We start from the raw sequence: 23,440 nt of genomic DNA, 5'->3' as shown, positions 1-23,440 counted from the left end.
TCCCAGTTTTTCAGACAAACTTCTCTTGTCGATGATTTACGCTGAACGTAAGATTTCTCGAGGTTTGGCCCCGATTTGCGGAGATACATACCCTCGCATTTCCATAAGTTCCATAAGCCTTGCCGCTTTGTTGTACCCAATCCTCATCCGTCGTTGCAAGTAACTGGCACTGGCTTTTTTTTCCGTGACAACAATGTTCCAAGCCTCATCGAAGAGTTCTTCGTCTTCATCAGAAGCCATTTCCATATTTGTCTCATCCTCCCAGTTCATTTCCACATACGCGGGAGCCCCTTGTTTTTTGGCTTCTTCCACAATGGAATCAATTTCTTTCTCTTCAATGTAGGGAGCCTGGATTCGCATGAGGTCACTGGAGGTCGGCGAGCGGTACAAAAAGTCCCCTTTTCCGAGGAGTGTTTCTGCCCCACTCGTATCAAGAATCGTGCGCGAGTCTGTTTTTTGTGCCACTTGGAAGGCCACACGAGCAGGGCAGTTGGCTTTGATGACCCCTGTGATCACATCCACCGAAGGCCTTTGGGTGGCCATGACCAAGTGGATTCCCACCGCTCTTGCTTTTTGGGAAATCCTTTGGATTTGTTCCTCTAAGTCTTTACCCGAAACCATCATGAGGTCTGCTAACTCATCGATGAAGATCACAATGTATGGGAGTTTCTGGAAACCCTTGGCATGGGCATACTCGTCCACCTTCTCATTGAAACTTTTAAAGTCCCTACTTTTCAATTGGGAGATCATTTGGTAACGACTCTCCATTTCTTGGATGGCCCAAGACAATGCCTTTGTTGCTTTTTTCGGATCAGTGATGACGGGCATCAGTAGATGTGGGATCCCTTCATACAAAGTCATCTCCACCATCTTTGGATCGATCATAATGAATCGCACTTCTTCTGGGGAACGGGTGCAGATCAGGCTTGTGATCATCGCATTGATACTCACTGACTTTCCAGACCCTGTGGTTCCTGCGACCAGTAAGTGAGGGAGTTTGGCGATATCAATCATCACAAGTTTCCCGGAAATGTCCTTACCAATACAAATCGAAAGGTCTTTTGCTTTCTGTTGGAGGATGGTGTCTTTTAAGATCTCGGACAAAAACACATCTTCCCGGATGCGGTTAGGAACTTCAATCCCAATCGACGCCTTACCAGGGATAGGTGCCACAATCCGAATGTTTTTCACTTCGAGGTAGGCTCTGATCTCATCCGATAAGGATACAATCCGATTTAGTTTGATCCCATTGGGAATGGTGATCTCGTAACGGGTGATGATGGGTCCTCGTTCCTTCGTGATGACTTTCGATTCAATTCCGAAGTGGCCAGTGGACTCTTCGATTTTTTTGGCAATGAGATCCAGTTCCGAATCATTTTTTAAAATATTGGCAACAGGGACTTGGTGGGAAGCAAGTAACCTGGGTGAGATATAATACTTCCCTTTTTTCAATTTGGGTTTGGGAACCATGGAACCAAACATAAGTTCCTGTTCTGTTTTTGTTTCCTTGGGAATCGGTTTTTTCTTACCGAAGTTTCCAGCGCTCAAATTGGAGCGAACCAGTGGAGAAGATTCTTCCACTGCGAGAGTTTCTAAGGTTTCTTCCTCAAAATCCCCTTCCTCCTCTTCAGAAGAAATGGAGTCAGTTTCCTCATCAGTGGTTCCATCAAATTTCTCTGTTTCAAAACCAGTTTCTTCCACAAGGGACAAACGAACCGATTCTGGGATCGGGATGGTGAGTGTTTGGTTTTCAACTGGATTGACTTCTTCGTCGTCGCCATCCAATGAATCGGAGTCGTCCCAGTTCTCCTCTTCCTCTAAATCGGAAACACTTGTCAAACTTCGAGTTTGGGACAAGGAACCAACATCACCAAATGTTTGTTTGATGGGATCTAATTTAGGAAGTTCTACATTGTCGAGTGTGGCTCCTATTTCCAATTTAGGTTTCCATTTGGCTTCAGGAAATTGGAATCGGATTTTGGATTCGAAACTTCCTTCCTGGAAATCATCGAATCCATCGGCACCCGTTTCTTCCTCTCGGCGTTTGTCTGTGAGCGCAATGCGAGTTTTGGATTCCATTGTGAGTTTCGCATGGGAAGAAGGGCTTACGTTTTGTTTTTGGAAACGAAACACGTTTCCAGAAGCATCAAAAAAACCACCAAAATGTTTTGTATTCTGGAATCGAACGGTCGTTTGGTTTCCCTTTCCAGACTCAGGCGATTCTTCTTGAGATGATCCTAACGAATCTTTGGCCCAAAGTCCGTTTGATCTCCCAGGATTTGTCCTCTGCATGGGAGATGGACCAGTTTCACTTGCAACCACATTCCAAAAATGATCGGCGAGGTCTTCCTTGGATTCCCCTTCCGTTTTCACTTGGAACCAATCTTTTTGTCTCAGTTCTGATGCCGGAGCACGGCGAGTGGAAATGGCCGATTCCAAAAAGGAGGGTAATTTCAAATGTGGGAATTCTTTTCTACCACCCATGAGGTGGTATAGTTTTTCGGAAACGGAATGGATGGTGGAGAAGGTATAGGACCAGGCCCCATCTTCGAGCCAAATCACGGCAAAGTATAAGTACAAAAAGAAAACCACAAGGACTCGCCCCGTTTCCCCAAAAAGATAGGAAAAGATCCATGAAAAAAATTGCCCAAGGATCCCACCGCTATCTCCCACATGACCCAAGGGAGTTTCCAGAAGGTTCAGACTGACAGTGGTTGCGATGAGAAAAATGGGAAAAAATAATGCCTTACTGAGGCTGTCAAATTCAGGGTTTCTAAGGGAAAGGACACCTAAGAGTAAAACAAATCCAGCAAGTAAAAAGGAAGATTTTCCGAGTAAATAAAAGAGTGTGAGGGCGATGTAATGCCCAAGCCTTCCAAACCAATTGAAGAGCGAACCATCCTCACCTTCTTGGAAAGAAAAAAGGGATAATAGTAAAAATACACCAGAAAATACAAATAAATACGGGAGGAAGTCCTTTCTAGGCAGATTCCATCCCCATACGGATTGTTTAGGGTCCATACGGGAAATATCGGACGGTTTCGAGACATAGACAGAAAAATTTTGGAAGCCAAAAGGCTTTCTTTATTCGTTAGAAATTATCCCTTAAAGTTCGTAAAATTCGCATCAAAATTGAAATTGGCATTGCGGATGGCGGCCATCACTTCCTGCAAATCGTCCTTCTTTTTGCCAACCACTCGCACCGAATCCCCTTGGATCGTTGCTTGCACTTTTAGTTTTTGGTCTTTGATGAGGGTTGTGATCTGTTTGGTTTGTTCTTTGTCCAAACCATTTTGGATTTTTACCTTCATCCGAACCGTTTGTCCTGTCGCTGATTCGACCTTGGAATCAAAGTCAAAGGCCTTCAGGCCAATCCCCCGTTTTGCCATCTTGGTGGTGAGGACATCGATCACTTGTTTCAATTTGATTTCGTTTTCAGAAGTCAAAACCAATTGGTCATCGGTGATTTTGATTTCGGAATTGGATCCTTTAAAATCAAAACGTGTTTGGATCTCCGTCATTGCTTGTGAGACCGCATTTTGTAATTCAGGCCGTTCGAGTTTCGATACGATATCAAAGGATGGATCTTGTGCCATTGGTTTCTCCTAATTGTTTTTCTTATAAAAAAGATTTTACGATAATTTTATTTTTGCAAGAGATAAGGCAAACTCTAAGGACTTTGCTACAGATTCTGGTTTTTTACCACCACCTTGCGCCATGTCGGGTCGACCTCCCCCTTTTCCATCTAACATCACCAAGGTTTCCTTTAAGATGTCTCCACAATGGATCCCTCTTTCATTCAGAACCTTATTGCACATAAAGACAAGAGTAGATGATTCCCCTTCCGTTGTTCCAAACAAACATAAAATTTCTGGTTCTTTGGCTTTGAGTGAATCGGCTAAATCTTTGAGGGACTTGGCATCAACCGATGGAAACACTTCTGTCACTACCTTTCCTTTCGGAAAGTGATGGGCCTTTTGTAATAATCCATCCACAAGCTCTGGATTCATTTGGAATTCTTTTTGTTCCCTTTTCTTTTTGGCTTTGAAAAGAGCACTCGATTTCTCTTCTAATTCAATTTCCAATTCTTCCCGAAGTTTACGAAGTCGTGTTACCACTTCCTTTCCATCTTGGTGGAACATAGTTTGTAAGATTTCGGGAGAAGGAACCTCTTTTGTAATCCCAAACTCTTTCAGGTCACCAAACGTTTCCTTGGCGGACAAATTATGAGTCTCAATTTTAGATGCCAAGGTTTGGAATTGGTGTAAAAAATAATTCACAACCGACTCACCACAAATGGCTTCTATCCGACGATTTCCCGCCCCAGGGCTGCCTTCTTTTACGATGGCAAAAAATCCAATTTCTTTGGTGTTGGAAACATGTGTCCCCCCACAAAATTCTTTGGATTTATCTCCCATCGAAATCACACGGACAACACTTCCATACTTTTCATCAAACATAGAAAGGGCACCAGACTCTTTGGCTTGTCCAATTTCTAAAACTTCCGTTTTGACAGGAATGTTCGCACTCACTGCCTCATTCACATCGGTTTCAATTTGAATGATTTCTTCTTTGGAGAGAGCTTTGGGATGAGAAAAATCAAAACGTAGGTAATCAGCAGATACAATGGAACCTTTTTGTGTTACATGAGATCCAAGAATTCTTCGCAGAGCACCATTTAACAAGTGTGTGCCGGAGTGGTGGTTTGCCAGATTTTGCCTGCGTTCCACTTCAATCTCAGAATCTACCACATCACCCACAGAAAGATTCCCTTTCAAAATCATTCCCATGTGAAGGAAGGTATCATTTTCTTTTTGTGTGTCCTGGACTTGGAACTGGAACCCTTCTTTTTTTAAGTATCCAGTATCTCCAATTTGTCCACCGCCTTCCGCATAAAAAGGAGTTTTATCGAGAACGATCACTGCCTCTTCCCCTTGTTTGGTGGAAGTGACCGATTTTCCATCCACAAATAAATGAAGTACTCTTGACTTGGCTTTTGTTTCGGTATAACCTAAAAACTCTGTTTTTAACTCAGGGGATGCAGAAAACCCTGTGAGGTATTGGATTTTTTTTCCTTTCCAACTAGCCCGCGACAAATAACGGTCTTTTTCCAATTCCTCTTCAAATCCTTTGTCATCGAAGGAAAATCCTCTCTCTTCGACAAGTTCCTTTGTCATCTCTCTTGGGAACCCATAAGTGGAATACAATCGAAATCCTTCTTTTCCTGTAACAACGGTTTGTTTCTCTTTTTTTAGATGTTCTAAAACGGTTTCCAATTCCTCGAGGCCCACTTCTAAAGTATGAAGAAATAATTCTTCTTCCTTTTTGAGTATGGATTCGATGTCTTTGGCTTTGTCTTTTAGTTCTGGGTAACGAAGGGAATATAAATCTTTTAATGTCGAAACGAGTTTGTATAAAAATGGTTCGTGGATTCCCAGTTTCCTTGCAAATAGTGAGGCACGGCGGATTAATCTACGAATCACATAACCACGACCTGTGCGGTCAGGGTAAATTCCATCACCAAGTGAAAAAAAGACAGACCGTGAATGGTCTGTGATCACACGAAATGATTGTTTTGTGGTTTCGTCATATTTATAACCAGAAAGGATTTCAATTTGTTTGATGATGGATTTTAATTCATCGGTATCGTACACCGAGTCCACTTCTTGTAATAACATGGCCACTCGTTCCAGTCCAGACCCTGTATCAATGCCTGTTTGTTTGAGTGGTAAAAGTTCGCCTGAGACTGTTTGGTTGAACTGGTTAAAAACCAAGTTCCAATATTCTAAATAACGATCACAGTCACAACCAGGTTTGCAGTTTGGATTGTTTCCGCAAGTTGGGCCACCTTTTTCGGGACCTCTATCCAAATACAATTCAGAACATGGACCACAGGCTCCACTGTCACCAGCTGGACCCCAAAAATTATCTTTTTTGCCAAGACGTACAATTCGTTCTTCAGGAATCCCGAGATCCATCCAAAACTTTTTGGCTTCATCATCATCTAAGTAAATCGTGACCCAAATTTTATCTTTTGGAATTTCTAAATGGTTGAGAGAAAAATCTAACGCGTATTCGATGGCTTCTTTTTTGAAATAATCCCCAAAGGAAAAATTTCCTAACATTTCAAAAAAGGTACAATGCCTTTCTGTTTTCCCCACCACTTCCAAGTCGGTCGTACGCACACATTTTTGAACGGAGGCGGCCCTTGTGTAAGGTAACTCAACCGCTCCTGTAAAGAGTGGTTTGAATTGCACCATACCTGCGGTTGTGAATAAAAGTGTGGGATCCCCTTTGGGGATGAGGCTAGAAGATGGCACAATGGTGTGCCCTTTATCTTGGAAGTAATTCGTGTACAACCTAGCGATTTCTTGGACCGTTTTGAACTTCATACACTTACACGGAAATCGGATTTGCCTCCTAGGGCAAGGAAATTCGAAATTAACTTTGCCGTAATTCCGTATACCGAAGGAAAGAAAAGAAAGAAATCACAAGGAAACAAAGCCCAAGTCCACTGAATGTCCAAAAACTTCCCAAGTGATCCGAAACGACACTGGCAAAAAATCCAGAGACAGCTGGAGTGAACTGAAAACAAACCGTATACAAAGAGAGGATCCTCCCTCGGAGTCCATCCTCGGCTCGTTTTTGTAAAATGGCAGGCATCAGGCTGGAAAGGATTCCACCTGTGACACCAAAACAAAAGAGGAACAACGAAGTGGCCTTTGCTTCATAAAAGGGAACAAATCCCAAAAAGAAAACGGACGAGAGTGCAAATACGAGAAGCAAAACGAAACCTTTTCGTTCCAAGTGGTGGAAAAAAATCGTTAGGATCCCACCTAAAAACAATCCGGGCCCAAGGAAGACAAGAACGGACCCACGTGCCAACTCTCCCAGTCCGAGTTCTAACTTCACATACTTGGGGAGCACCACTTGGATGGGACCAAGCGCAAGCATACTAAATACCGCAATCCACATCACTTGTTTGGAGACGGGATCCGCTTTTAAAAAACCTAAAACCAATTTGAGGTGGTTTGTCAAAGAAGGGATTTCTGATGGGGACAGATTTGGTTTCTCAGTTCGTTTTGTCTTTAACAAAGTAAAGGCGAACATTGAGACTGCATGGAAGGCCGCCAAAACAAGAAACAATTTGGTATAAGATTCGGATTCTCGATAATACCCCACCGCAAGCGGACTCATACCAAAGGAAACAATCAGAAGTAAATTTCCAGCGATGGTATGAAACACAAGCCTATGTGATTCCATCACTTCCCGAAGTAGTGCCATCCTTCCTGGCAAAACGGTAGTCATTCCAATTCCATTCAGGAAAGCCAAAGGTAATAACAAATAGGGATATGATTCAAAGATCCAAGTGGCAGAACCAAGGAGTAAAGCTGATAAAAACAAAAAAAACTGAAAACTCACCACAACCCATTTTTTTGAATAATGATCGAGAAGATAACCTGTGTACAAAAAGAAGATTGGAAATGGTAAAAACAGGAAAAAAAACACAAGCCCAGAATACCCTTTTACAACCGTTAGGGTTTGAGTAAAAATTATGATGGAATATAAAAAACAACTGCTGGCAAACGTTCCAAAAGCAAAAGCAAGGTAAAAGATGATTTGGTTCATAGATGGTAAGTGTTAGACGAGTGAGAAAAAAAAAGCCTCCCGAAGGAGGCTTCGCGTATCGGAAAAAAGAGGAATTTTCCGATTAACGTTTTGAGAACTGAGTTCCCCGGCGAGCTTTGTGTAGACCGTATTTTTTACGTTCCACCATACGGCTATCTCGAGTGAGGAAACCTTCTTTTTTCAAAGTAGGTTTGAGAGATTCGTTGAAAGCAACAAGTGCGCGAGCCACAGCGTGACGAATCGCTCCTACTTGTCCAACCACTCCACCACCACTTACATTGAGAGCGATGTCGTATTTGTCACGAGCATCTAAAACAAATAGAGGCTCAAGAGCACGGCGAACCAAATGGTCTCCGTTTTTGATATAATCTTTTACATCTTTATGATTGACTGTGATTTTTCCTGTTCCCGATGCGATTTTTGCTCGTGCAACAGATGTTTTGCGTCGGCCAACTGCCCAAACTGCTTTTTGCGCCATATTAATTCAACTCCAGTTTTAGGGGCTTTTGTGCACCTAGGTTGTGGTCATTACCAGCAAACACGCGGCAATTTCTTAACATTTGGTCACCTAATTTTGATTTAGGCAACATCCCTTTGACTGCTTCCATGATCACACGTTCTGGGTTCTCTTGGATGAGTTTGTGGAACGCAATGGCAGTCATACCACCTGGGTATCTTGAGTGGTGGTAGTAAATTTTTTGTTCTCTTTTGCGACCAGTGACCGCAACTTTCGAAGCATTAACGATGATGATGTTATCTCCACAATCTTGGTTCGGTGTGAATGTAGATTTGTGTTTTCCGCGAAGTCGGGAAGCGACTTGACTTGCCAATCTTCCGAGAGTCTTATCAGTTGCGTCCACAACAAACCACTGTTTTTGTACGGCTTCTTTTGCGATAGAAGGGGTCTTGTGGGCTTTAGACAATAGTTCCATAAGTACGAGATTTTCCTCTTTTATGTCAGGATTTTCGGTTTTCACACCGGGTCAAACAAATTTATTGGAAACCAAGCTTTGAAAGAATCAGAAATCATACGTAGTTTATTCGGTAAAACGCCTCCCCCCGAGGACGACTGTTACTTTTTGGCACCAAACCGCCTTGTGACAACCGACTCTCTCTCGGAGGGAACCCATTTCCTTCATGAGTGGTCAAGTCCGGCAGTCCTTGCAGGAAAACTTGTGGAAGTGAATGTATCCGACATCACAGCTTCTGGTGGTGTTCCAAAAGAGTGCTTTTTAAATCTAGGCCTCTCCCCTCATTCTCGCCAAAAAAAATGGGTCCAAACCTTTTCCAAGGCCTTCCGAAAGTCCCTCCTCCATTACGGGATGAAACTGGCTGGTGGCGACACCTTTTCCTCTCCCACAACCCAACTCACCCTCACAGTGGTGGGAACGGTCACAAAACCATGGCTTCGTTCTGGAGGAAAACCAGGTGATTTCCTCTATGTCACGGGAGATTTGGGCCAAAGCCAACTTGGTTACCAGTGCCTCAAAAATAATTGGAAAGACCGCCGCTACCAAGATGCGATCCAAAGGCATCTATTGCCAAAGTCGAGACAGGTCTTACAAACACCACTTTCTCGCTATCGGATCCATGCCTGTATGGACATCACGGATGGTCTCATCCAAGACGCAGAGAGATTGGCTCTTGCTTCGAAAGGAAAACTGAAAATCCAAGTAGAGTCCATCCCCTTACACCCGTTTGCCGTAGAAAAATTAGGACTCGATGTCTGTCTTGGGTCGGGCGAAGAATTGGAACTTTTATTTTTATCTCCCCAAATCCTACCAAATGAAATCCATTCGATTCCCGTTACCATGATCGGCCAATTGGATGCGGGAAAACCTGGTGTCCAATTCTCGAAGGCCGGAAAACCCTACCTTCCATCCGAACGAGGATTCCTTCATTTTGCGGAAGAGGAATAAGGAAGAGTCACTTTAAATTCTACTTTTGGTTCTACGGCTGTGGTGGGATCGTCTTCGACAATTAAAATCTTATATTGGGTGATCCTTCCATAACTCCCAAGATCATTTGACGAGAGTTATGGAGAGATTCTACAGGATACGAATCGACAGGTTTTTATTCTTCCGAATCTTGGTGTTCGAATGAAGAATTACGACCTTCATTTGAATCCTCTTTTCCAGATTGGTTCGAATGGTTCCCTTGGGAATCTTGGTCTCTTTGGTTTGGATTTCCACCCCTTCGATCCCTGTGTTTTTTCCTTGGTGGGCGTTTTTTATTCCCTTCTTTTTTACGATTCTGTTGGCCAAACTGATGGCTGTCCGGTTTTGGTCTTTGTCTGAGTGAAATTTCCCAAAAGAAGGCACTTTGTACGGCGGCTTCATTGTTTTCGGAAATGGCGACAATTTTATACACCATAAACGCATCGTAAAAATAATCTTTCTTTTTGAAGAAAGTATTTTGCCTTTCTTTTTCATCGTCAGTGACTTGAAAACGAGGTTGGCTGATAAAAATTTTCACCAAGTTATCTTGTTCACGTTTGGGGATACCCATACGTTCGAAAACTGGTTGTAAACTTTCTTTGATGTTATGCGCTAAGTGGCCACGATCATTTTCATAAAGATCTTTGACGATATCGTAAAAGATTAACGAATAAAATATCGCAGGAGTCATCTCTTCTCTGGCCGAGAGGAGTTTGTCAGTCACAGCGAGTCTTTTCCCAAGTGGAGTGTCCATAAAATGTTCACGCCATTCCGGATCCGTTTTCTTTAACTTATCAGTTGGTTCTTTGTACAATACATCAAGGAGATGGTTTTCCGCCAAACCTTCAAAGATGATGGAAGTTTTCCATGTACGAAACATCTTGTTGTATTCTTCAAGAAGTCTCGCAGTAGAAGACTTTTCGAGTTCCAGTCGGTTCTTTTTGATGGCAAGTTTGGTTTTTTTCTCGATGTCGAGACCGAGTAAAACGGAAAACTTAACCGCTCGTAACATACGAACTGGATCTTCTTTAAAGGAAATATCAGGATCACCAATGACCCTTACGATTTTCTTTTGGATGTCTTCAAATCCGCCAACGTAATCCAAAATGGAATCGTTTTTAGGATCGTAGAACAGTGAATTGATGGTAAAGTCGCGTCTTGCCGCGTCTTCCTTTGCTGTACCGAAGGAGTTGTCCCGCTTGATGAGATAATCGTTTTCTGCTTTGTGTTTTTCCAAACGATGTTCCGGTAATGATCGGAACGTGGAGACTTCAATAATTTTACCTTTAAAAATGATGTGTACAATTTTAAATCGTTTACCGATGATTCGGCAGTTATTGAAGACCCTTTTGATTTGGTTTGGTGTCGCACTTGTGACAATGTCAAAATCTTTTGGGCGTTTGCCCATCAGCAGATCTCTGACTCCTCCACCGACTAAATAGGCCTTGTAACGAAACTTGTTCAATCGATTGATGATTTTGATGGCATCTTCATCGATATTGGCCCTGCGTATGGAGTGAGTTTCTCGATAGTATCTCTTTCCCTCGGGGTACATCAAAAAGGAATCGACAGAGTCGGCTTTCTTTCTGAAAAGAGAAGTGAGAAATTTAAACATATTGGATTCATCCACTTTCCCCTGAAAAATGGCATGGGCAAGGAAAAAATTGGCTGGATAACGAACATTGGCAGAAACTTACGTCACAACCGCCTACGAAAGGCTCCAAATTGCGCATTTACGGTGGCGAAAACGCTTACAAAAGTGGATTTCCCGAAGCCGTGAGAAGGTGAGTTTTGTCCTCATCCCCAATGATGAAAAACCCCTCGCCCAAATCGAAATTTCTGTCGGGATGCTTGGGTTTCTTTTTGGCCTTTCTCTTTCCCTTGTTTTATTGTCTTTTGGCCTCCTCCTTTATTTTTCCTTTTTCTTTGAACGAAATCTTTCCTTAGAGAAAAAAACAGAAACCCAACTAGTATCGTTTTTGTTCTATGACCTTCTTTCCAAAGACCTTCGGGAATCTGTGGAAGAATTGGAATCCATGACGGAATCACTCAATTTACTTGCTTGGGAGGAAATCCCCGAAAAGGAAATGATCACACAAGACTACCTCTTAAAAGAAGAGTTTCGTAAGGATGCAAGTGAACTCGATTCCAATCTTTTACTCTTCCAACAAGTGGTCACCACCTACACACAGTTTGGTGTGAGACTCGGTAACCTCGTTCCTAATTTTCAAAATGCCATCGATTATTTGTCCATGCGGGAAAGTATTTTTTATTCCATGCCTAGGGGTCGGCCCCTAAAACCTGGTGTGGGAGTTGTCACTTCTACTTTTGGATACCGCAGTGATCCATTTGGAATCTTGCCTGTGGGGGAATACCATTCTGGGATTGACTTTGCAGCGGGAGAAGGAACACCCATTTATGCCACAGGCCCTGGGATCATCGCCGTGGATACTGCTGTGGGTGGGCTTGGAAAATCGGTTCGCATCAACCATGAAAATGGATTCTTTACCTTGTATGGGCACTGCTCTCAAATCCTCGTGAACCCAGGTGACCGCGTGAAACGGGGAGATAAAATTGCCCTTGTCGGCCAAACGGGTAAGGCAACGGGTGCTCACGTCCACTACGAAGTGCGGATTGGACTCGATGCCCCGCTTGATCCTGAAGAATACATCAACTTAGATTGAATGAAGCAGAAAGCCAAATTCGCATAACAATGATTTACTGTTTTCAATCACAAGTAGGCAAAATTCTAGCGACACTCATATAAAAAACCAACCTTCCTAGATGACTCTTGGAAAAGGTTGGTATTGGTTCCAAATGTTTTTTGTTTACCCGGTTTAGAGCAAACAAACTCTCAATTGAATTGTAGTTAGAACTTGCCGATTAGGTTAAAATCGACTGAATACACACCGGCTCCCCCGACGATAAGGGCAAGTAAGAGTCCAACAGCCAAAATGTGAAACTCATACCCTTCCCCTTTTTGGTTTCCATTCCAATTGATGAAAAATCCGTTTTGTCTATGGGCAAGGAACGCAGCACCAATCATGATGATGGCGATCGATAGTGCGGCAAATTTTGTGAAAAAACCAACGAGCAACAATACAGATCCAAAGGACTCACCAAGGATGATGAGAACGGCTAGGATGCCTGGGAATTTCATGGTACCTGTGAAAAAACCATAAGTTCCCTTGAATCCGTATCCTCCAAACCAACCGAGTAGTTTTTGGGCGCCGTGAGGGAAAATCACAACAAAGGCCGTGATGCGTAGGATGAGAGGGATGATGTCCCCGGAAGTGGAAAATAAAAAATCAAACATAGTGAAATCTCCTTAGATCAATATTGGTTAGTTTAATATTAAACCATCTAGTGTCAAGACAATTCCGACCTATTTTTTCCTCCATTTTTCTCCCTTTTTGGTATTGAAATTCTCCTTTCCCCTGTGAGCGGAGAATTTACCCTTTCCCCTATGTTAGATCGAATTCCGATTCCCAATCCCTTTGGCTGGGAGGGTCTGTCCACTTTCAGCCTTCTTATGATGTTAGCCTTTCTTGTTGGTTCTTACCTCCTTCCCAAAGAATTGGAGCGTAAAAAACTAGACCCAAGCCATTCCGACTGGTTGATTTTCCTTGGGATTTTAGGCACACTCATTGGGGCAAAAATATTCTTTATCTTTGAAATTTGGGACCAAGTGTTCATCGATGTCCCTGGGTATGATGGAAAGTATACTTACCCCCTTACACATTGGAACGGATTCCCTGGCCACCCAGGCCTTTGGTCTTCTCTCTTCAGTGGAGGTGGACTCGTATTTTTTGGAGGCCTTCTCTTTGGTTGGTTATTCATCACTTTATACTTCCGTTACCATAAACTCGATGTCGGTGCTTATTACGATGCCGTCATTCCTGCAATTAGCATGGGTTATGCGATTGGAAGGTTAGGTTGTTTTGTGAGTGGGGATGGTTGTTACGGTTTTGCCACTGACGAACGGATTCCTTTTTTTGTCTTTGAATTCCACGGAGCTCATCCATCAGGAGTTCCAGTATGGAATACACCCGTGATGGAATCCATTATGGCATTTGCTTATTTTTCCTATTTTCAATTTTGGGCTAGATACCAAAACTTTCGTAAGTGGAGCATTGGTGCGCAGTTTCTCATCATCCATGGTTTTGCGCGTCTTATCATCGAATTTTTACGAGTGAACAAAGCAGTGATTCCGTTTATGGATCCGCCAACTCTTGTGAACATTCCTGATGCGAATGGAAACCCAACCTTTCTTACTGGATACTACTGGCATGGATTTTCACAATCACAGTACATCTCCATTGCTCTCATACTCTTTGGTGTTTATTTGATGGTCTCCAAAAAACTTTGGTTAAAGGAAGAGGGAAAGGTATGAATCCATCTCCATTTTTTACCATCGAAAGAAGAAAAAACGTCGCCATCCTTTGGTTGAATCGTCCTGAAAAACGAAATGCCATGAACTGGCCTTTTTGGCGTGACCTTCCGGATATGGTGGCAGAGATTGATGCTGATCCGAAAATCCATGCATTTGTGATCGCAGGCAAAGGAAAATCTTTTTCGACAGGACTTGATTTGGAGGAATTTTTCCAAGACTTCAAACCCGTCGTCCAAGGGGAATTCGCAGATGGTCGAGAAAAACTTTACCAACTCATTCTCACGATGCAAAAAGGAATCAACGCTGTTTACAATTCCAAAAAACCATCGATTGCACTAGTTCAAAAACATTGTATCGGTGGAGGACTGGATTTGGTATCAGCCTGTGACATTCGGTATGCATCTGACGACGCTGTATTTTCCTTACGTGAATCCAAAGTCGCCATCGTTGCCGACATGGGATCCTTACAAAGACTCCCCCATTTGATTGGAAATGCACATACAAGAGAGCTTGCCCTCACGGGAAAAGACGTTACGGCAAATGAAGCCTTTCAAATGGGACTTGTGACAAAGGTCACAAAAGACTTTGATTCTTTATTGGTAGAAGGTCTCAAAACGGCGAATGAAATAGCTGAAAATCCAACAATTGTAATCCGAGGCGTCAAACAAGTGCTAAATCATGGAGTAGGAAAAACCATTGAAGAAGGTTTGGACTACGTGGCGGTTTGGAATGCAAGTATGCTCGATTCCAAAGATTTCCGAAGTGCCATCGGTGGGTTTATGGAACGAAAACGACCTGTCTTCAATCCAGAAACCCGAGTGGACGATTGAGACCCAATCGTTTAACAATAAATGTCGAGTAACCTTTCGCTTTTTGCCACAGGACCCAGTTTTTCTTCCACTGCCAACTTCATCAGTTTTTCAGTCAGTTGGTTTTGTGCCTGGAAAATTTCCTTTGGCAAATTGACAATTGGGTTAATAGGTGTAGATGGAACCATGATAGGACCTCCTTTTACAATCTTTACTCCCTATTCTACCCATCGGCGAATCAGTGATTTCCTGAAGTAAAAAAGATCGATGAAACCTTTTTTTTCTCTGATCCGTGAAGCAAAACAATTGGAAGAAGAAAAGGATTTCACTCGGGCATTCAATTTGTATGCACAAAGTGAAGCATACACGAAAGACGAATCGGCCCTGATCAAAATCAAAGCCAAAAAAGCATGGTGTTTGTATTCGGTTGGCAATCCAAAAGAAACCGAAAGTTTATTCCAAGATATTGTACAAAACTATCCATCTCACCCTTTGAGTATCACGGTATACTCGCGATATCTCATCAAACTAAAGAAATTCAAATCAGCAAAAGTCCTACTCCAAAAAAGTATCTTACAGTTCCCTTCTTACTTAGAAAACTACTTACTACTTGCTTCATTATTAAAAGACATGGAACGATCCGAAGAAGCAATTGAAGTTTTAAAAAAAGCACTCTCCCAAGAACATCTGAGTAATGGTCGAGGCATCGACCGTAAAGACATTTGGGCGGAACTTGGGTCTTTGTATTTTTCCAGAGGAGATTTTAACTCGGCTCTTGCTTCCTTAAAAAAATCACTCAAAATGGTGGCTCCAGAAGAATTCCTCCATTATGATTTGCTGGCACTCTGTTACCTGGAAGCAGAAGATCCAGAAAATGCACTGAGTGCAATCCGAACTCATATTGAATATTGTAAAGAAATTGATCCCGAAACTCTCATCATTTTGGCAAGGGCACATTGCCGATTGGGAAAAGTAGACGAAGCTGCCAATAATTTAATCCAAGCCTATTCAATAGAAGATTCTTTGTATCTGAAAGCCGCTGATTTTATCGATTTTGCACCACTCCTCAGGAATGGATTTTTTACTACCTTGGAGAACATCGAATGGGAAGAACCATAAAACAAACGTTTGGTTCATTAGAAGAAGAATTGGATTATATTACTTCTATATTGTCCAAAGAACGGGAAGAGGAACGAAATCTATTTTTAGAAAAAGAATCGGAAACCCAATCCATCAAATCCGCTGAACTTGTAGACCTTCGATTCGTGGTGGGAAATACTTGGAGAGCCGAATTTGTAGCAAATGTTTCCCTCAAATCCAAACGTTGGTTAAAAAAAGGAGTACCAGTCCTTTTACAAAACCAAAACGAATCCATTTATGGAAACATATTCCAATGGAATGAACCAAAACTTGTGATCCAAGTGCGCGGAGATTATGAATGGGACGCGGAAACATACTCTATCTCCAAATGGTTCCCCGAATCCACTTATGATTTGTACAATGAAATCATCGGAAAAGTAAGAGCTGAAAAAGAAACTGATTCCTACAAAAAACTAAAATGGGCCCTCGGTTATGGACTGGGTGATAAACCCTCCCCTCCCAAAAAAACGATGGAACTCACCGCTTTGGAACGGATTTTTTCCATTTCCGATTTTGGAATGGTCTTTGGACCACCAGGAACCGGAAAAACCACCTTACTCATGCAAGCTGTTTCACAGATCACACAACAAAAGGAATCAGTGCTTACACTTTGTCCCACAAACTTTGCTTGCGATTACATTGTAGAGCTTGCGATCCAAAAGGGAATTCGTGTGATCCGATTGGGTAACTCCACAAAAATCAAAGAAGAAGTATTACCTTATCACCTAGACCACCTCATCCAAACCCATCCCGATCAAAAACAAATCCAAAATTGGCAAACCGAATTGAAAGTGATCCAAAAAAAAATCAATTCCTGGAAACGCAATTTTGGCAAGGAAGAACGAGAAGAACGTAACAATCTGCGAAAAGAAGCAAAGTTTCTAGTCCATACCATACGCGAACAAGAATCCACAATCAGAACCAAACTCTTAGACACAAGTGAACTAATTGTTTCTACGTTTGCAGGTTTTGGTAATGAATTTAAAAAAGGTAGGAAATTTGATTATACATTCGTAGATGAAGCCACACAAAGTGTAGACCCTGGCTGTTATATGGCAATGTTTTCAGGGAAAAAAACTTTCTTTTTTGGAGATCCCAAACAACTCGGAGTGAACTATTCCCATCCAGACCACAAAACTGTTGCTAGTTTTTTGGAAAAAGTGATCGATTTGGATTCGGGGGAACGAACCATCTTTTTAGAAAAACAATTCCGCATGAAACCCGAGATCCTCGGTTTTCCCAATCTGACCTATTACGAAAACAAAGTATTCACTCATCCCAATCTCACATTTTTAACTTCTCCCCCGTTTTCTGAAATCTTCGGATCCGATACCCCAATCTTATGGGTTGATACAGCGGGCAGTGATACTTCCGAAGAAACAGAAGGTGAAGAGATGAGTTTTTTCAATGAAACAGAAATTGGTCTCATTGAAACTTTTTTTGAAAGAGGGTTACCAAAAGAAACAACAGCTGTAGTATCACCTTACAGAGGGCAGGTGGACAAATTAAACCTAAGAGCAGATGGGCGTTGGATTGGTCAAACCATTGATTCCTTCCAAGGCCGGGAATCTGAAATTGTGATCTTAAGTTTGGTCCGATCAAATCCTGATGGAGAAATTGGTTTTTTAATGAATCCCAAACGTTTGAATGTGGCCCTCACCCGTGCCAAGTCCCACCTCATATTGATCGGAGACTCATCTACCTTGTGTCGTCATAAAGAGTTCCAGGATTTGTACAATTACATCGAATCCAATGGAGAAATTCGTTCCATTTATGAATTTCTAGACTGAAAGAAGATTTTCGGTTTTAAATTGTAACTTCCAAGTTCAGTTTACAATTTATAAAACAACCCACTTTGGTTCATCCAGTGTGTACAGAAGTTTAAACGCACCATCGGATCCAGGTGGAATTTCTGCAATGGGTTCAAAATCAAAATCCGTAGTTTCGTCTGCATTTTCTTTGACAGCACTTGTCACAAGGATCTCCCAAGCTTTGGCCGTATCTTCCCCTAACTTGGATGCGGCATTGACTTCGGCTCCAAACACATCGGTATCCCCAATTTTTAATATTTTTCCATAACCGAGACCCACACAAAGAAGGATCTGTTCTTCAGCAATTCTTCCCTCATTGTAACGTTTGCAGGCTTTTTGCATTTGGATGGCACATTGGATGGCTTTATTGGTATTACGAAAAAGGACCATCAAACTATCGCCTTCGTCCTTCATCAGGATCCCATCAAACTCATCTAAGACGGGAATGAGGATTCGTTGGGATTCGTAAATCGTTTGTAAAAAATGTATGATCCCAAATTTAGCAACCCCTCTTGAAAATCCAGAAAGGTCCGTAAACATCACACACCAAGTCTCACCAAATAAATCCCAAATCCGTTTGTCGATGATCTCGTGATTGGAACCTTCGGTGAGTCTTTCCTCCAAAAGTTTTTCCAATCGTTCTTCGGAGGCGGAGGTGGCAATGGTGCGTTTTTGTCCCATGATAGGGAATATAACAAAAAAAAGTAAAATGTCAAGAAAGGTAATCACAAAAGCTAAAAAACATTGCCTCTGCGAAAAGATGTAGATCAAAACCAAATTTCTTGGACCAACCGTTCTGCCGATTTGCTAATGCTCGACTAATACAGAACAACCAATTCCTATCTATAAAATTCCTTACCCATTCACTGTTAGAATTCTAATGGCAAGAGGTATCATACAAATTGAAATTCCAAGATAGATGCTAACTCGGAAATAATTCCAAAAAATCCATTTCCTAATTTCATTGATAACTTTAGGTGAATTTTTCTTGATTGAACTTGCCAATGATTGGAACCATATGATTTTGTTTGCAAAATAAATGATTGTCCAAGCTCTCACACCCATATGAAAGATAAAAAGAAAACACAAATAGTTCCCGATCCCTTCTATTTGATAACAGAAGAAAAGTGATACTAAAAATATGATTTCGTGAATTGAGTGAAACAGAATCCAGAAGTATTTTAAATCAGCAGACTTAAACTCAGTACTTAGAATTCCCAAATTTGGCTCATTGCCACTCGCCCAACGTGGTATAAAAACGAATGTTTCAAATATCTGTGCTCCATTCATCATAAAATAAATCAATAAATTTAAAACCAAAGAAAACTTAGCAATGGATACAGAATGGTTTGAAACAAAAATGTTTAAATCGGGAATCCCAATCGTTAACGCAAATCCGAAACAATTTTCTAAATTTCCATTCATATATCATTCCATTCCTTTAAATTTTTAGACATTTTATCCATGATTCCGATCGCAGACTCAAAATACCGATGAACCACTTCCAATTCTCGACTTGTAAAACTTGAAATCAAAAGGTCTGTTTCTTTTTGTAATTTCTTAAAGATTGGTGAAAAAAGTTGGTTTGCTTTTTCTAAATTTGGCACAATGATCACTTTCCTTCGATCCGATTGTAAAAATTTCCTTTTCACCAATTTATTTTTTTCTAAACGATCAATGACACCAGTGATAGCACCGGTTGTCAGCCCTGATAATTTTGCGAGTTCCCCCGCTGTCATCTCACCGTTTTCAATGAGATATCCCAAATATTTATGGTCTGTCCCCGAAAGACCAACATGTGATGCAATGGTTTCGTGCATCAGAAGAGCTGTTTCAAAATACTGACGTGTTGTTTGTTTGAAAATTTCTATTTTCATTGGATCCATTTCTCTTTGCCTCTATTTATCTTATTTATTAGATATCTTATTCTTAATATATCTTGTTTCATATATATCTTAGCTTCTAAGACATATATGAAATGTAAATCCTAAAACTCTAATTTTTGAAGAATTTTCTATTCGTAGTTCGGTCTTTACTGTAAATTGAATTGGATATTCTATTTTGTATGGGTTTATCCAGAAGTTTCCAGAATTCAAAATTTGATATTTGCCATAATTAATAGATTACAAATAAATTTCAAAATTGAGGAATGGGGATACACTCATTTAAAAAACTTCGGATAATGAGAGGCAATGGAGACACCACTGCTACTTAAATCGGAAGTAAAAACAAAAAGGAATCAGTTGATGTTACTAAAACTTTTGAAACAATCCCAACCTTATACTATATTTTTACTGGATGCATTGGGAGCTTCTCTATCCTTACTGGTGTTATTTGCTGTCATTGTCCCTTTCCAACCCTATTTTGGCATGCCCCTTGAAGTATTACAAAAACTCGGGATCTTGGCAGGCATTATGTTCTTTTATTCCAATACTTGTTTTATGCAAAAACCAAAACATTGGAAATGGTTCCTTTTCGGAGTGATCCTAGGTAACCTAACCTACTGTGGTTTCTCTATGTACTTTCTTTTCCAGAATTGGATTGTATTACAGCCACTGGGTGCCGTTTATTTTATATGGGAAAAAATAGTAATTTTGGCAATCGTTGCCTATGAGGGATTCATTCTTACAAAATCAGAAGAGAGTCTAAAAGCTTAAGGAACCGAAAAGTATCCAACAAACGACAATTCTCCAAAAAAAAAGACCCTTGGTTTCCCTTGGGTCTTTTTAGTGAAGTGTAAGAGAAAATTCCTCTTACACTCTTACACTTTTTTACATAAACATCTTAATTTTGTTTTAACATGTTTTTGTTCACGTATATCTCTTCTTCCAAACCTTTTGTGAGTTCCGAAAGAGGGATTTTTTCTTTGGGAAGGTCTTTTAGGTTAGAATACTCTGTTCCTCTTGGGTAATGGGCTTTGTCAGCTGGATCATAAAACGGTTTTGAATCGGTTACGAGTCCTTTGGAATATCTCCAAACGCTATTTGCCGGATCTTGACCAACCACAAAACACTTAGGGCTCATATAACCTTCGTTTTTCGCCGTTTGGATTTTGATAAAATACTTAGGTGCCCAAACGTTGTGGTTACGAGCATCGAATACCTTTACCACAGTTCCAACTGGAACAAATTCTACCACCTTCGAATTCGAATCTGGTTCTGAATACAATGGTACAGTAAAATCCAAACTTGCTTTGTTGGTTTTGGCATCACAATTTTTATGCCAAGTCACTTCTGCGTTTTTGGAACAAGCGGTAACGCTCATTCCTATGATCACAAGTAATACTAATTTCAGTTTCAAAACAATTCTCCTATTGGTGGTGGTGAAGGCACTCGTTCAAACGAGGGTCACCAACCGGAACTAAACTATGTTTTTCGAACTTTTTGAAGACAAAGAAACCAAAAAGACCAACCACTCCTACAGTGCCGCCGAAAGCTAAAACAAAGTGAAGGATTGAGAATTTTTCAAAGTTTGCTGGGAAGACCAACCAGAAAAGTTCAAAGAACTGAACTGCTAAGATCCATACCGACAATTTCCAAAGGAAGTCGATGTCTCGTTTGTTAGGACGATTCAGTAAAAGTAAGAACGGAATCACAAACTTCACGAAAGGAAGGAGGAGAGTTGTATAACCCCAACCGCCTGTCATACGCATTTCATAGAAAAATGTTTCCTCAGGGATGTTTGCATACCAAATGAGCATGAATTGTGAGAAACCCACGTAGGCCCAAAACGTTGTCATCCCTAGTAAAAACTTGGCGATGTCGTGGTAGTGGTTTTCATTCACTGCTTCACCCAAGTATCCATTTTTCTTTAGAATCGCAATGACGATTAAGTAAGAAGCAAGGGATGTTTGGAAGGCACCGGCAAAGGCATACACTCCAAACATAGTGGAGAACCAATGCGGAGAAAGTGACATGAGAAGGTCAAAGGACATAAGGCACCAGGACACTGCGAAGAAAAGGATGAATCCTCCGGAAATCTTAGCAAGGGTCTTTGTGGTATCCACAACTTTGTCTTTGTCTTGGCCAACTGACTTCCCGTGGAAGATGTAAGCAAAGACAGACCAAACTCCAATGAAAAGCACACAGCGAATGATAAAGGATGTTGGATTTAAGTAACCTGATTTGTGGTGGATGAGGTGGTCGTTTTCACGAACAGTCGCATCTGCCCACTCATAGAGGTCATGCATTCCAAAGATCACTCCCACAAGGAGAAGTCCAGCAATGGGTGCAAATAATCCGTAGGTTTCAAAAATCCTACGAACTGTCACAGACCACTGAGAACCAGTTAGGTGTTGGATTGCTGTAAAGAAAATCCCTGTGATGGCAAGTCCAATCACGAAGTATGCGCCAATGAGTAAGATATGGTATCCTAAATTCGTATGGTGGAAATGACCTGCCTCGTCCATATGGCGAGACGTCTCATGACCAAATCCAAAAAAGGCGATGAGAAAACTCACCACTCCCACTCCGATCATGGCAATGAGTGCATTACGAACGGACACTGGCAGTTTGAACTGCAATAATGTTTCGTCTAGTTTCGCTGCTTTTGTAGAGCTCATAATTTCCCCTAGTTCGCCTTTTTATTTTTCACTTCATATTCTTGAAGTTTGCGGATGTAAGCGATGAGCTTCCATCTGTCTTCTGGTTCGATTTGGTAAGCATAACTTCCCATAAGACCCCGACCCATCGTGATGATGTGGTAGATTTGTCCATCGGACCAACTACGTATTCTTTCAGAAACAACTGATGGAGGTGGTTGTTGGAACTTTGGAGCCGGTCCCACAACTGATCCGTTTCCTAAACCTTGGACACCATGGCATGGTGTGCAGTAGGTTTGGTAACGTTTTTCTCCGATCATGAGATCCCCTAAACTTGCCTTACCAATCGGATTTTTTAATCCTTTATCGGCACCAGGAAGTGTGTCCGGAGTTGCTTCTGCCGCATAAGGGTATGGAAAGTATCCCACTGGGATGGCACCCTTTGGTGGAATGCGAGATGCCGATCCATTCGATGCAAAGGAATCATCCTCTTGGGACTCTCTTGCAGGAGAGTCATACATATTCGGAAAGTATTCATAAACAGGAGTTTTATAATCGCAATTTGCGAGAAAAACTAATGCCACGAGTGCGAAAACACGAAAGATGTTTTGTTTCATTTTTGGTTCTCCGGTTTCACAACGGTTACTTCGGATCCACCAAGGCTTTTCACAAACGAAACCACATCGGATTCGTTATACCCTTTAGCAGACTTTGGAATCCAAAGACCGAATTTATGAGACGTCAAATCCGGATGTAGGATCCGACGAGTTGCTTTGGGAATCCCGCTTAAAAAACATAAAGCTGCTACTGTGTAAATCCCAGCAGCAAAAACGGTTAATTCAAAGATGATTGGCACATAGGCAAACCATGCATTGAGAGCTTTTCCCGAGATATTGAGAGGCCAGTCATGTGCATGCGTTAAGTATTGGAATGAAATTCCAATGGTGCATCCAAAAATCCCCGCAAAGAAAGTGACCCAAGGGAGTCCTGATCTAGGAGTTCCCATGGCTTCGTCAATCCCGTGCACTGGGTAAGGAAGGATACAATCAAAACCAGTGTATTCCTTTTCCTTTGTTTTTTCTGCCGCATGCATGATGGCTTCAGGAGTGTCGAATATTCCGAGCACACCTTCGTCCATTTCTTTGTATTTATGAAACTGTTCTAATTTTGGAAGATACATA

23 protein-coding genes are annotated in these 23,440 nt (G+C 41.5%); 7 read left to right on the top strand and 16 right to left on the bottom strand.

Annotation, left to right across the window (positions count from 1 at the left end):
• Positions 1 to 36: 36 nt before the first annotated feature.
• The 6 genes from LEPBI_RS06830 to rplM form a co-directional block, all read right to left on the bottom strand.
• On the bottom strand, positions 37 to 3,021 hold the full coding sequence (locus LEPBI_RS06830) for a DNA translocase FtsK (RefSeq protein ID WP_012388382.1): 2,985 nt from the start codon (positions 3,019 to 3,021) through the stop codon (positions 37 to 39).
• Between the two features lie 77 nt (positions 3,022 to 3,098).
• The gene (locus LEPBI_RS06825; RefSeq protein ID WP_012388381.1) at positions 3,099 to 3,596 is read right to left on the bottom strand and encodes a YajQ family cyclic di-GMP-binding protein; all 498 of its coding nucleotides are present in this window, start codon (positions 3,594 to 3,596) and stop codon (positions 3,099 to 3,101) included.
• Positions 3,597 to 3,632: 36 nt separating this feature from the next.
• Positions 3,633 to 6,392 (bottom strand): alanine--tRNA ligase, encoded by a 2,760-nt coding sequence (alaS, locus tag LEPBI_RS06820; protein ID WP_012388380.1) that lies wholly within the window; start codon positions 6,390 to 6,392, stop codon positions 3,633 to 3,635.
• A gap of 49 nt (positions 6,393 to 6,441) precedes the next feature.
• The gene (locus LEPBI_RS06815) at positions 6,442 to 7,629 is read right to left on the bottom strand and encodes an MFS transporter (protein ID WP_012388379.1); all 1,188 of its coding nucleotides are present in this window, start codon (positions 7,627 to 7,629) and stop codon (positions 6,442 to 6,444) included.
• An 82-nt stretch (positions 7,630 to 7,711) separates the two neighbouring features.
• The gene (gene rpsI / locus LEPBI_RS06810) at positions 7,712 to 8,107 is read right to left on the bottom strand and encodes a 30S ribosomal protein S9 (protein ID WP_012388378.1); all 396 of its coding nucleotides are present in this window, start codon (positions 8,105 to 8,107) and stop codon (positions 7,712 to 7,714) included.
• Between the two features lies 1 nt (position 8,108).
• The gene (rplM, locus tag LEPBI_RS06805) at positions 8,109 to 8,561 is read right to left on the bottom strand and encodes a 50S ribosomal protein L13 (RefSeq protein ID WP_012388377.1); all 453 of its coding nucleotides are present in this window, start codon (positions 8,559 to 8,561) and stop codon (positions 8,109 to 8,111) included.
• Between the two features lie 78 nt (positions 8,562 to 8,639).
• Between rplM and thiL the strand changes: the two genes are divergently transcribed.
• Positions 8,640 to 9,548 carry a thiamine-phosphate kinase gene (gene thiL, locus LEPBI_RS06800; RefSeq protein WP_012388376.1) on the top strand — a complete coding sequence of 303 codons (909 nt, stop codon included), beginning with the start codon at positions 8,640 to 8,642 and terminating at the stop codon, positions 9,546 to 9,548.
• Between the two features lie 154 nt (positions 9,549 to 9,702).
• Here the strand turns inward: thiL and pcnB are convergent, their stop codons facing one another.
• On the bottom strand, positions 9,703 to 11,181 hold the full coding sequence (gene pcnB, locus LEPBI_RS06795) for a polynucleotide adenylyltransferase PcnB (protein ID WP_012476238.1): 1,479 nt from the start codon (positions 11,179 to 11,181) through the stop codon (positions 9,703 to 9,705).
• A gap of 67 nt (positions 11,182 to 11,248) precedes the next feature.
• On the opposite strand from pcnB, the gene LEPBI_RS06790 reads away from it, so the two are divergent.
• Entirely contained in the window at positions 11,249 to 12,250 is a 1,002-nt protein-coding gene (locus tag LEPBI_RS06790) for a M23 family metallopeptidase (RefSeq protein WP_012388374.1), read from the top strand.
• Positions 12,251 to 12,435: 185 nt separating this feature from the next.
• Here the strand turns inward: LEPBI_RS06790 and LEPBI_RS06785 are convergent, their stop codons facing one another.
• The gene (locus LEPBI_RS06785; protein ID WP_012388373.1) at positions 12,436 to 12,882 is read right to left on the bottom strand and encodes a DoxX family protein; all 447 of its coding nucleotides are present in this window, start codon (positions 12,880 to 12,882) and stop codon (positions 12,436 to 12,438) included.
• Between the two features lie 150 nt (positions 12,883 to 13,032).
• On the opposite strand from LEPBI_RS06785, the gene LEPBI_RS06780 reads away from it, so the two are divergent.
• Both LEPBI_RS06780 and LEPBI_RS06775 read left to right on the top strand, forming a co-directional pair.
• On the top strand, positions 13,033 to 13,959 hold the full coding sequence (locus tag LEPBI_RS06780; protein ID WP_012388372.1) for a prolipoprotein diacylglyceryl transferase: 927 nt from the start codon (positions 13,033 to 13,035) through the stop codon (positions 13,957 to 13,959).
• Positions 13,956 to 14,789 (top strand): crotonase/enoyl-CoA hydratase family protein, encoded by an 834-nt coding sequence (locus LEPBI_RS06775; protein ID WP_012388371.1) that lies wholly within the window; start codon positions 13,956 to 13,958, stop codon positions 14,787 to 14,789. Before LEPBI_RS06780 ends, LEPBI_RS06775 begins: the two co-directional genes overlap by 4 nt.
• 11 nt (positions 14,790 to 14,800) lie before the next feature.
• On the opposite strand, the gene LEPBI_RS19120 is transcribed toward LEPBI_RS06775, so the two are convergent.
• Positions 14,801 to 14,956 carry a hypothetical protein gene (locus tag LEPBI_RS19120; protein WP_012388370.1) on the bottom strand — a complete coding sequence of 52 codons (156 nt, stop codon included), beginning with the start codon at positions 14,954 to 14,956 and terminating at the stop codon, positions 14,801 to 14,803.
• Between the two features lie 79 nt (positions 14,957 to 15,035).
• Between LEPBI_RS19120 and LEPBI_RS06770 the strand changes: the two genes are divergently transcribed.
• A complete protein-coding gene (locus LEPBI_RS06770; RefSeq protein ID WP_012388369.1) occupies positions 15,036 to 15,887 on the top strand; it encodes a tetratricopeptide repeat protein in 852 nt (283 codons plus the stop codon).
• Entirely contained in the window at positions 15,872 to 17,698 is a 1,827-nt protein-coding gene (locus tag LEPBI_RS06765; RefSeq protein WP_012476237.1) for an AAA domain-containing protein, read from the top strand. The genes LEPBI_RS06770 and LEPBI_RS06765 overlap by 16 nt, the downstream gene beginning before the upstream one ends.
• Before the next feature lie 48 nt (positions 17,699 to 17,746).
• On the opposite strand, the gene LEPBI_RS06760 is transcribed toward LEPBI_RS06765, so the two are convergent.
• From LEPBI_RS06760 to LEPBI_RS06750, 3 genes are all read right to left on the bottom strand, one after another.
• On the bottom strand, positions 17,747 to 18,400 hold the full coding sequence (locus tag LEPBI_RS06760; protein WP_041769988.1) for an adenylate/guanylate cyclase domain-containing protein: 654 nt from the start codon (positions 18,398 to 18,400) through the stop codon (positions 17,747 to 17,749).
• Between the two features lie 174 nt (positions 18,401 to 18,574).
• Positions 18,575 to 19,144, bottom strand: coding sequence for a hypothetical protein (locus tag LEPBI_RS06755; RefSeq protein ID WP_012388366.1), 570 nt, complete (start codon positions 19,142 to 19,144; stop codon positions 18,575 to 18,577).
• Positions 19,141 to 19,596: a MarR family winged helix-turn-helix transcriptional regulator gene (locus LEPBI_RS06750; protein WP_226992900.1), complete on the bottom strand. Its 456-nt coding sequence runs from the start codon at positions 19,594 to 19,596 to the stop codon at positions 19,141 to 19,143. Before LEPBI_RS06750 ends, LEPBI_RS06755 begins: the two co-directional genes overlap by 4 nt.
• 369 nt (positions 19,597 to 19,965) lie before the next feature.
• Between LEPBI_RS06750 and LEPBI_RS06745 the strand changes: the two genes are divergently transcribed.
• Entirely contained in the window at positions 19,966 to 20,376 is a 411-nt protein-coding gene (locus LEPBI_RS06745; protein ID WP_226992899.1) for a hypothetical protein, read from the top strand.
• A gap of 127 nt (positions 20,377 to 20,503) precedes the next feature.
• On the opposite strand, the gene LEPBI_RS06740 is transcribed toward LEPBI_RS06745, so the two are convergent.
• From LEPBI_RS06740 to LEPBI_RS06725, 4 genes are read right to left on the bottom strand one after another with little or no spacing between them, the layout of a single operon-like run.
• Entirely contained in the window at positions 20,504 to 21,019 is a 516-nt protein-coding gene (locus LEPBI_RS06740) for an Lsa16 family lipoprotein adhesin (RefSeq protein ID WP_012388363.1), read from the bottom strand.
• Positions 21,020 to 21,029: 10 nt separating this feature from the next.
• Positions 21,030 to 22,280, bottom strand: coding sequence for a hypothetical protein (locus LEPBI_RS06735; RefSeq protein ID WP_012388362.1), 1,251 nt, complete (start codon positions 22,278 to 22,280; stop codon positions 21,030 to 21,032).
• 8 nt (positions 22,281 to 22,288) lie between these two features.
• Positions 22,289 to 22,876, bottom strand: coding sequence for a c-type cytochrome (locus tag LEPBI_RS06730; RefSeq protein WP_012388361.1), 588 nt, complete (start codon positions 22,874 to 22,876; stop codon positions 22,289 to 22,291).
• Entirely contained in the window at positions 22,873 to 23,439 is a 567-nt protein-coding gene (locus tag LEPBI_RS06725; RefSeq protein ID WP_012388360.1) for a DUF3341 domain-containing protein, read from the bottom strand. Before LEPBI_RS06725 ends, LEPBI_RS06730 begins: the two co-directional genes overlap by 4 nt.
• Position 23,440 lies beyond the last annotated feature (1 nt).

Origin of the sequence: Leptospira biflexa serovar Patoc strain 'Patoc 1 (Paris)', assembly GCF_000017685.1 — a bacterium.
GTDB lineage: Bacteria > Spirochaetota > Leptospiria > Leptospirales > Leptospiraceae > Leptospira_A > Leptospira_A biflexa.
The sequence above is the reverse complement of the archived record's forward strand: the minus strand, read 5'-3'. Positions and strand labels throughout refer to the sequence as shown.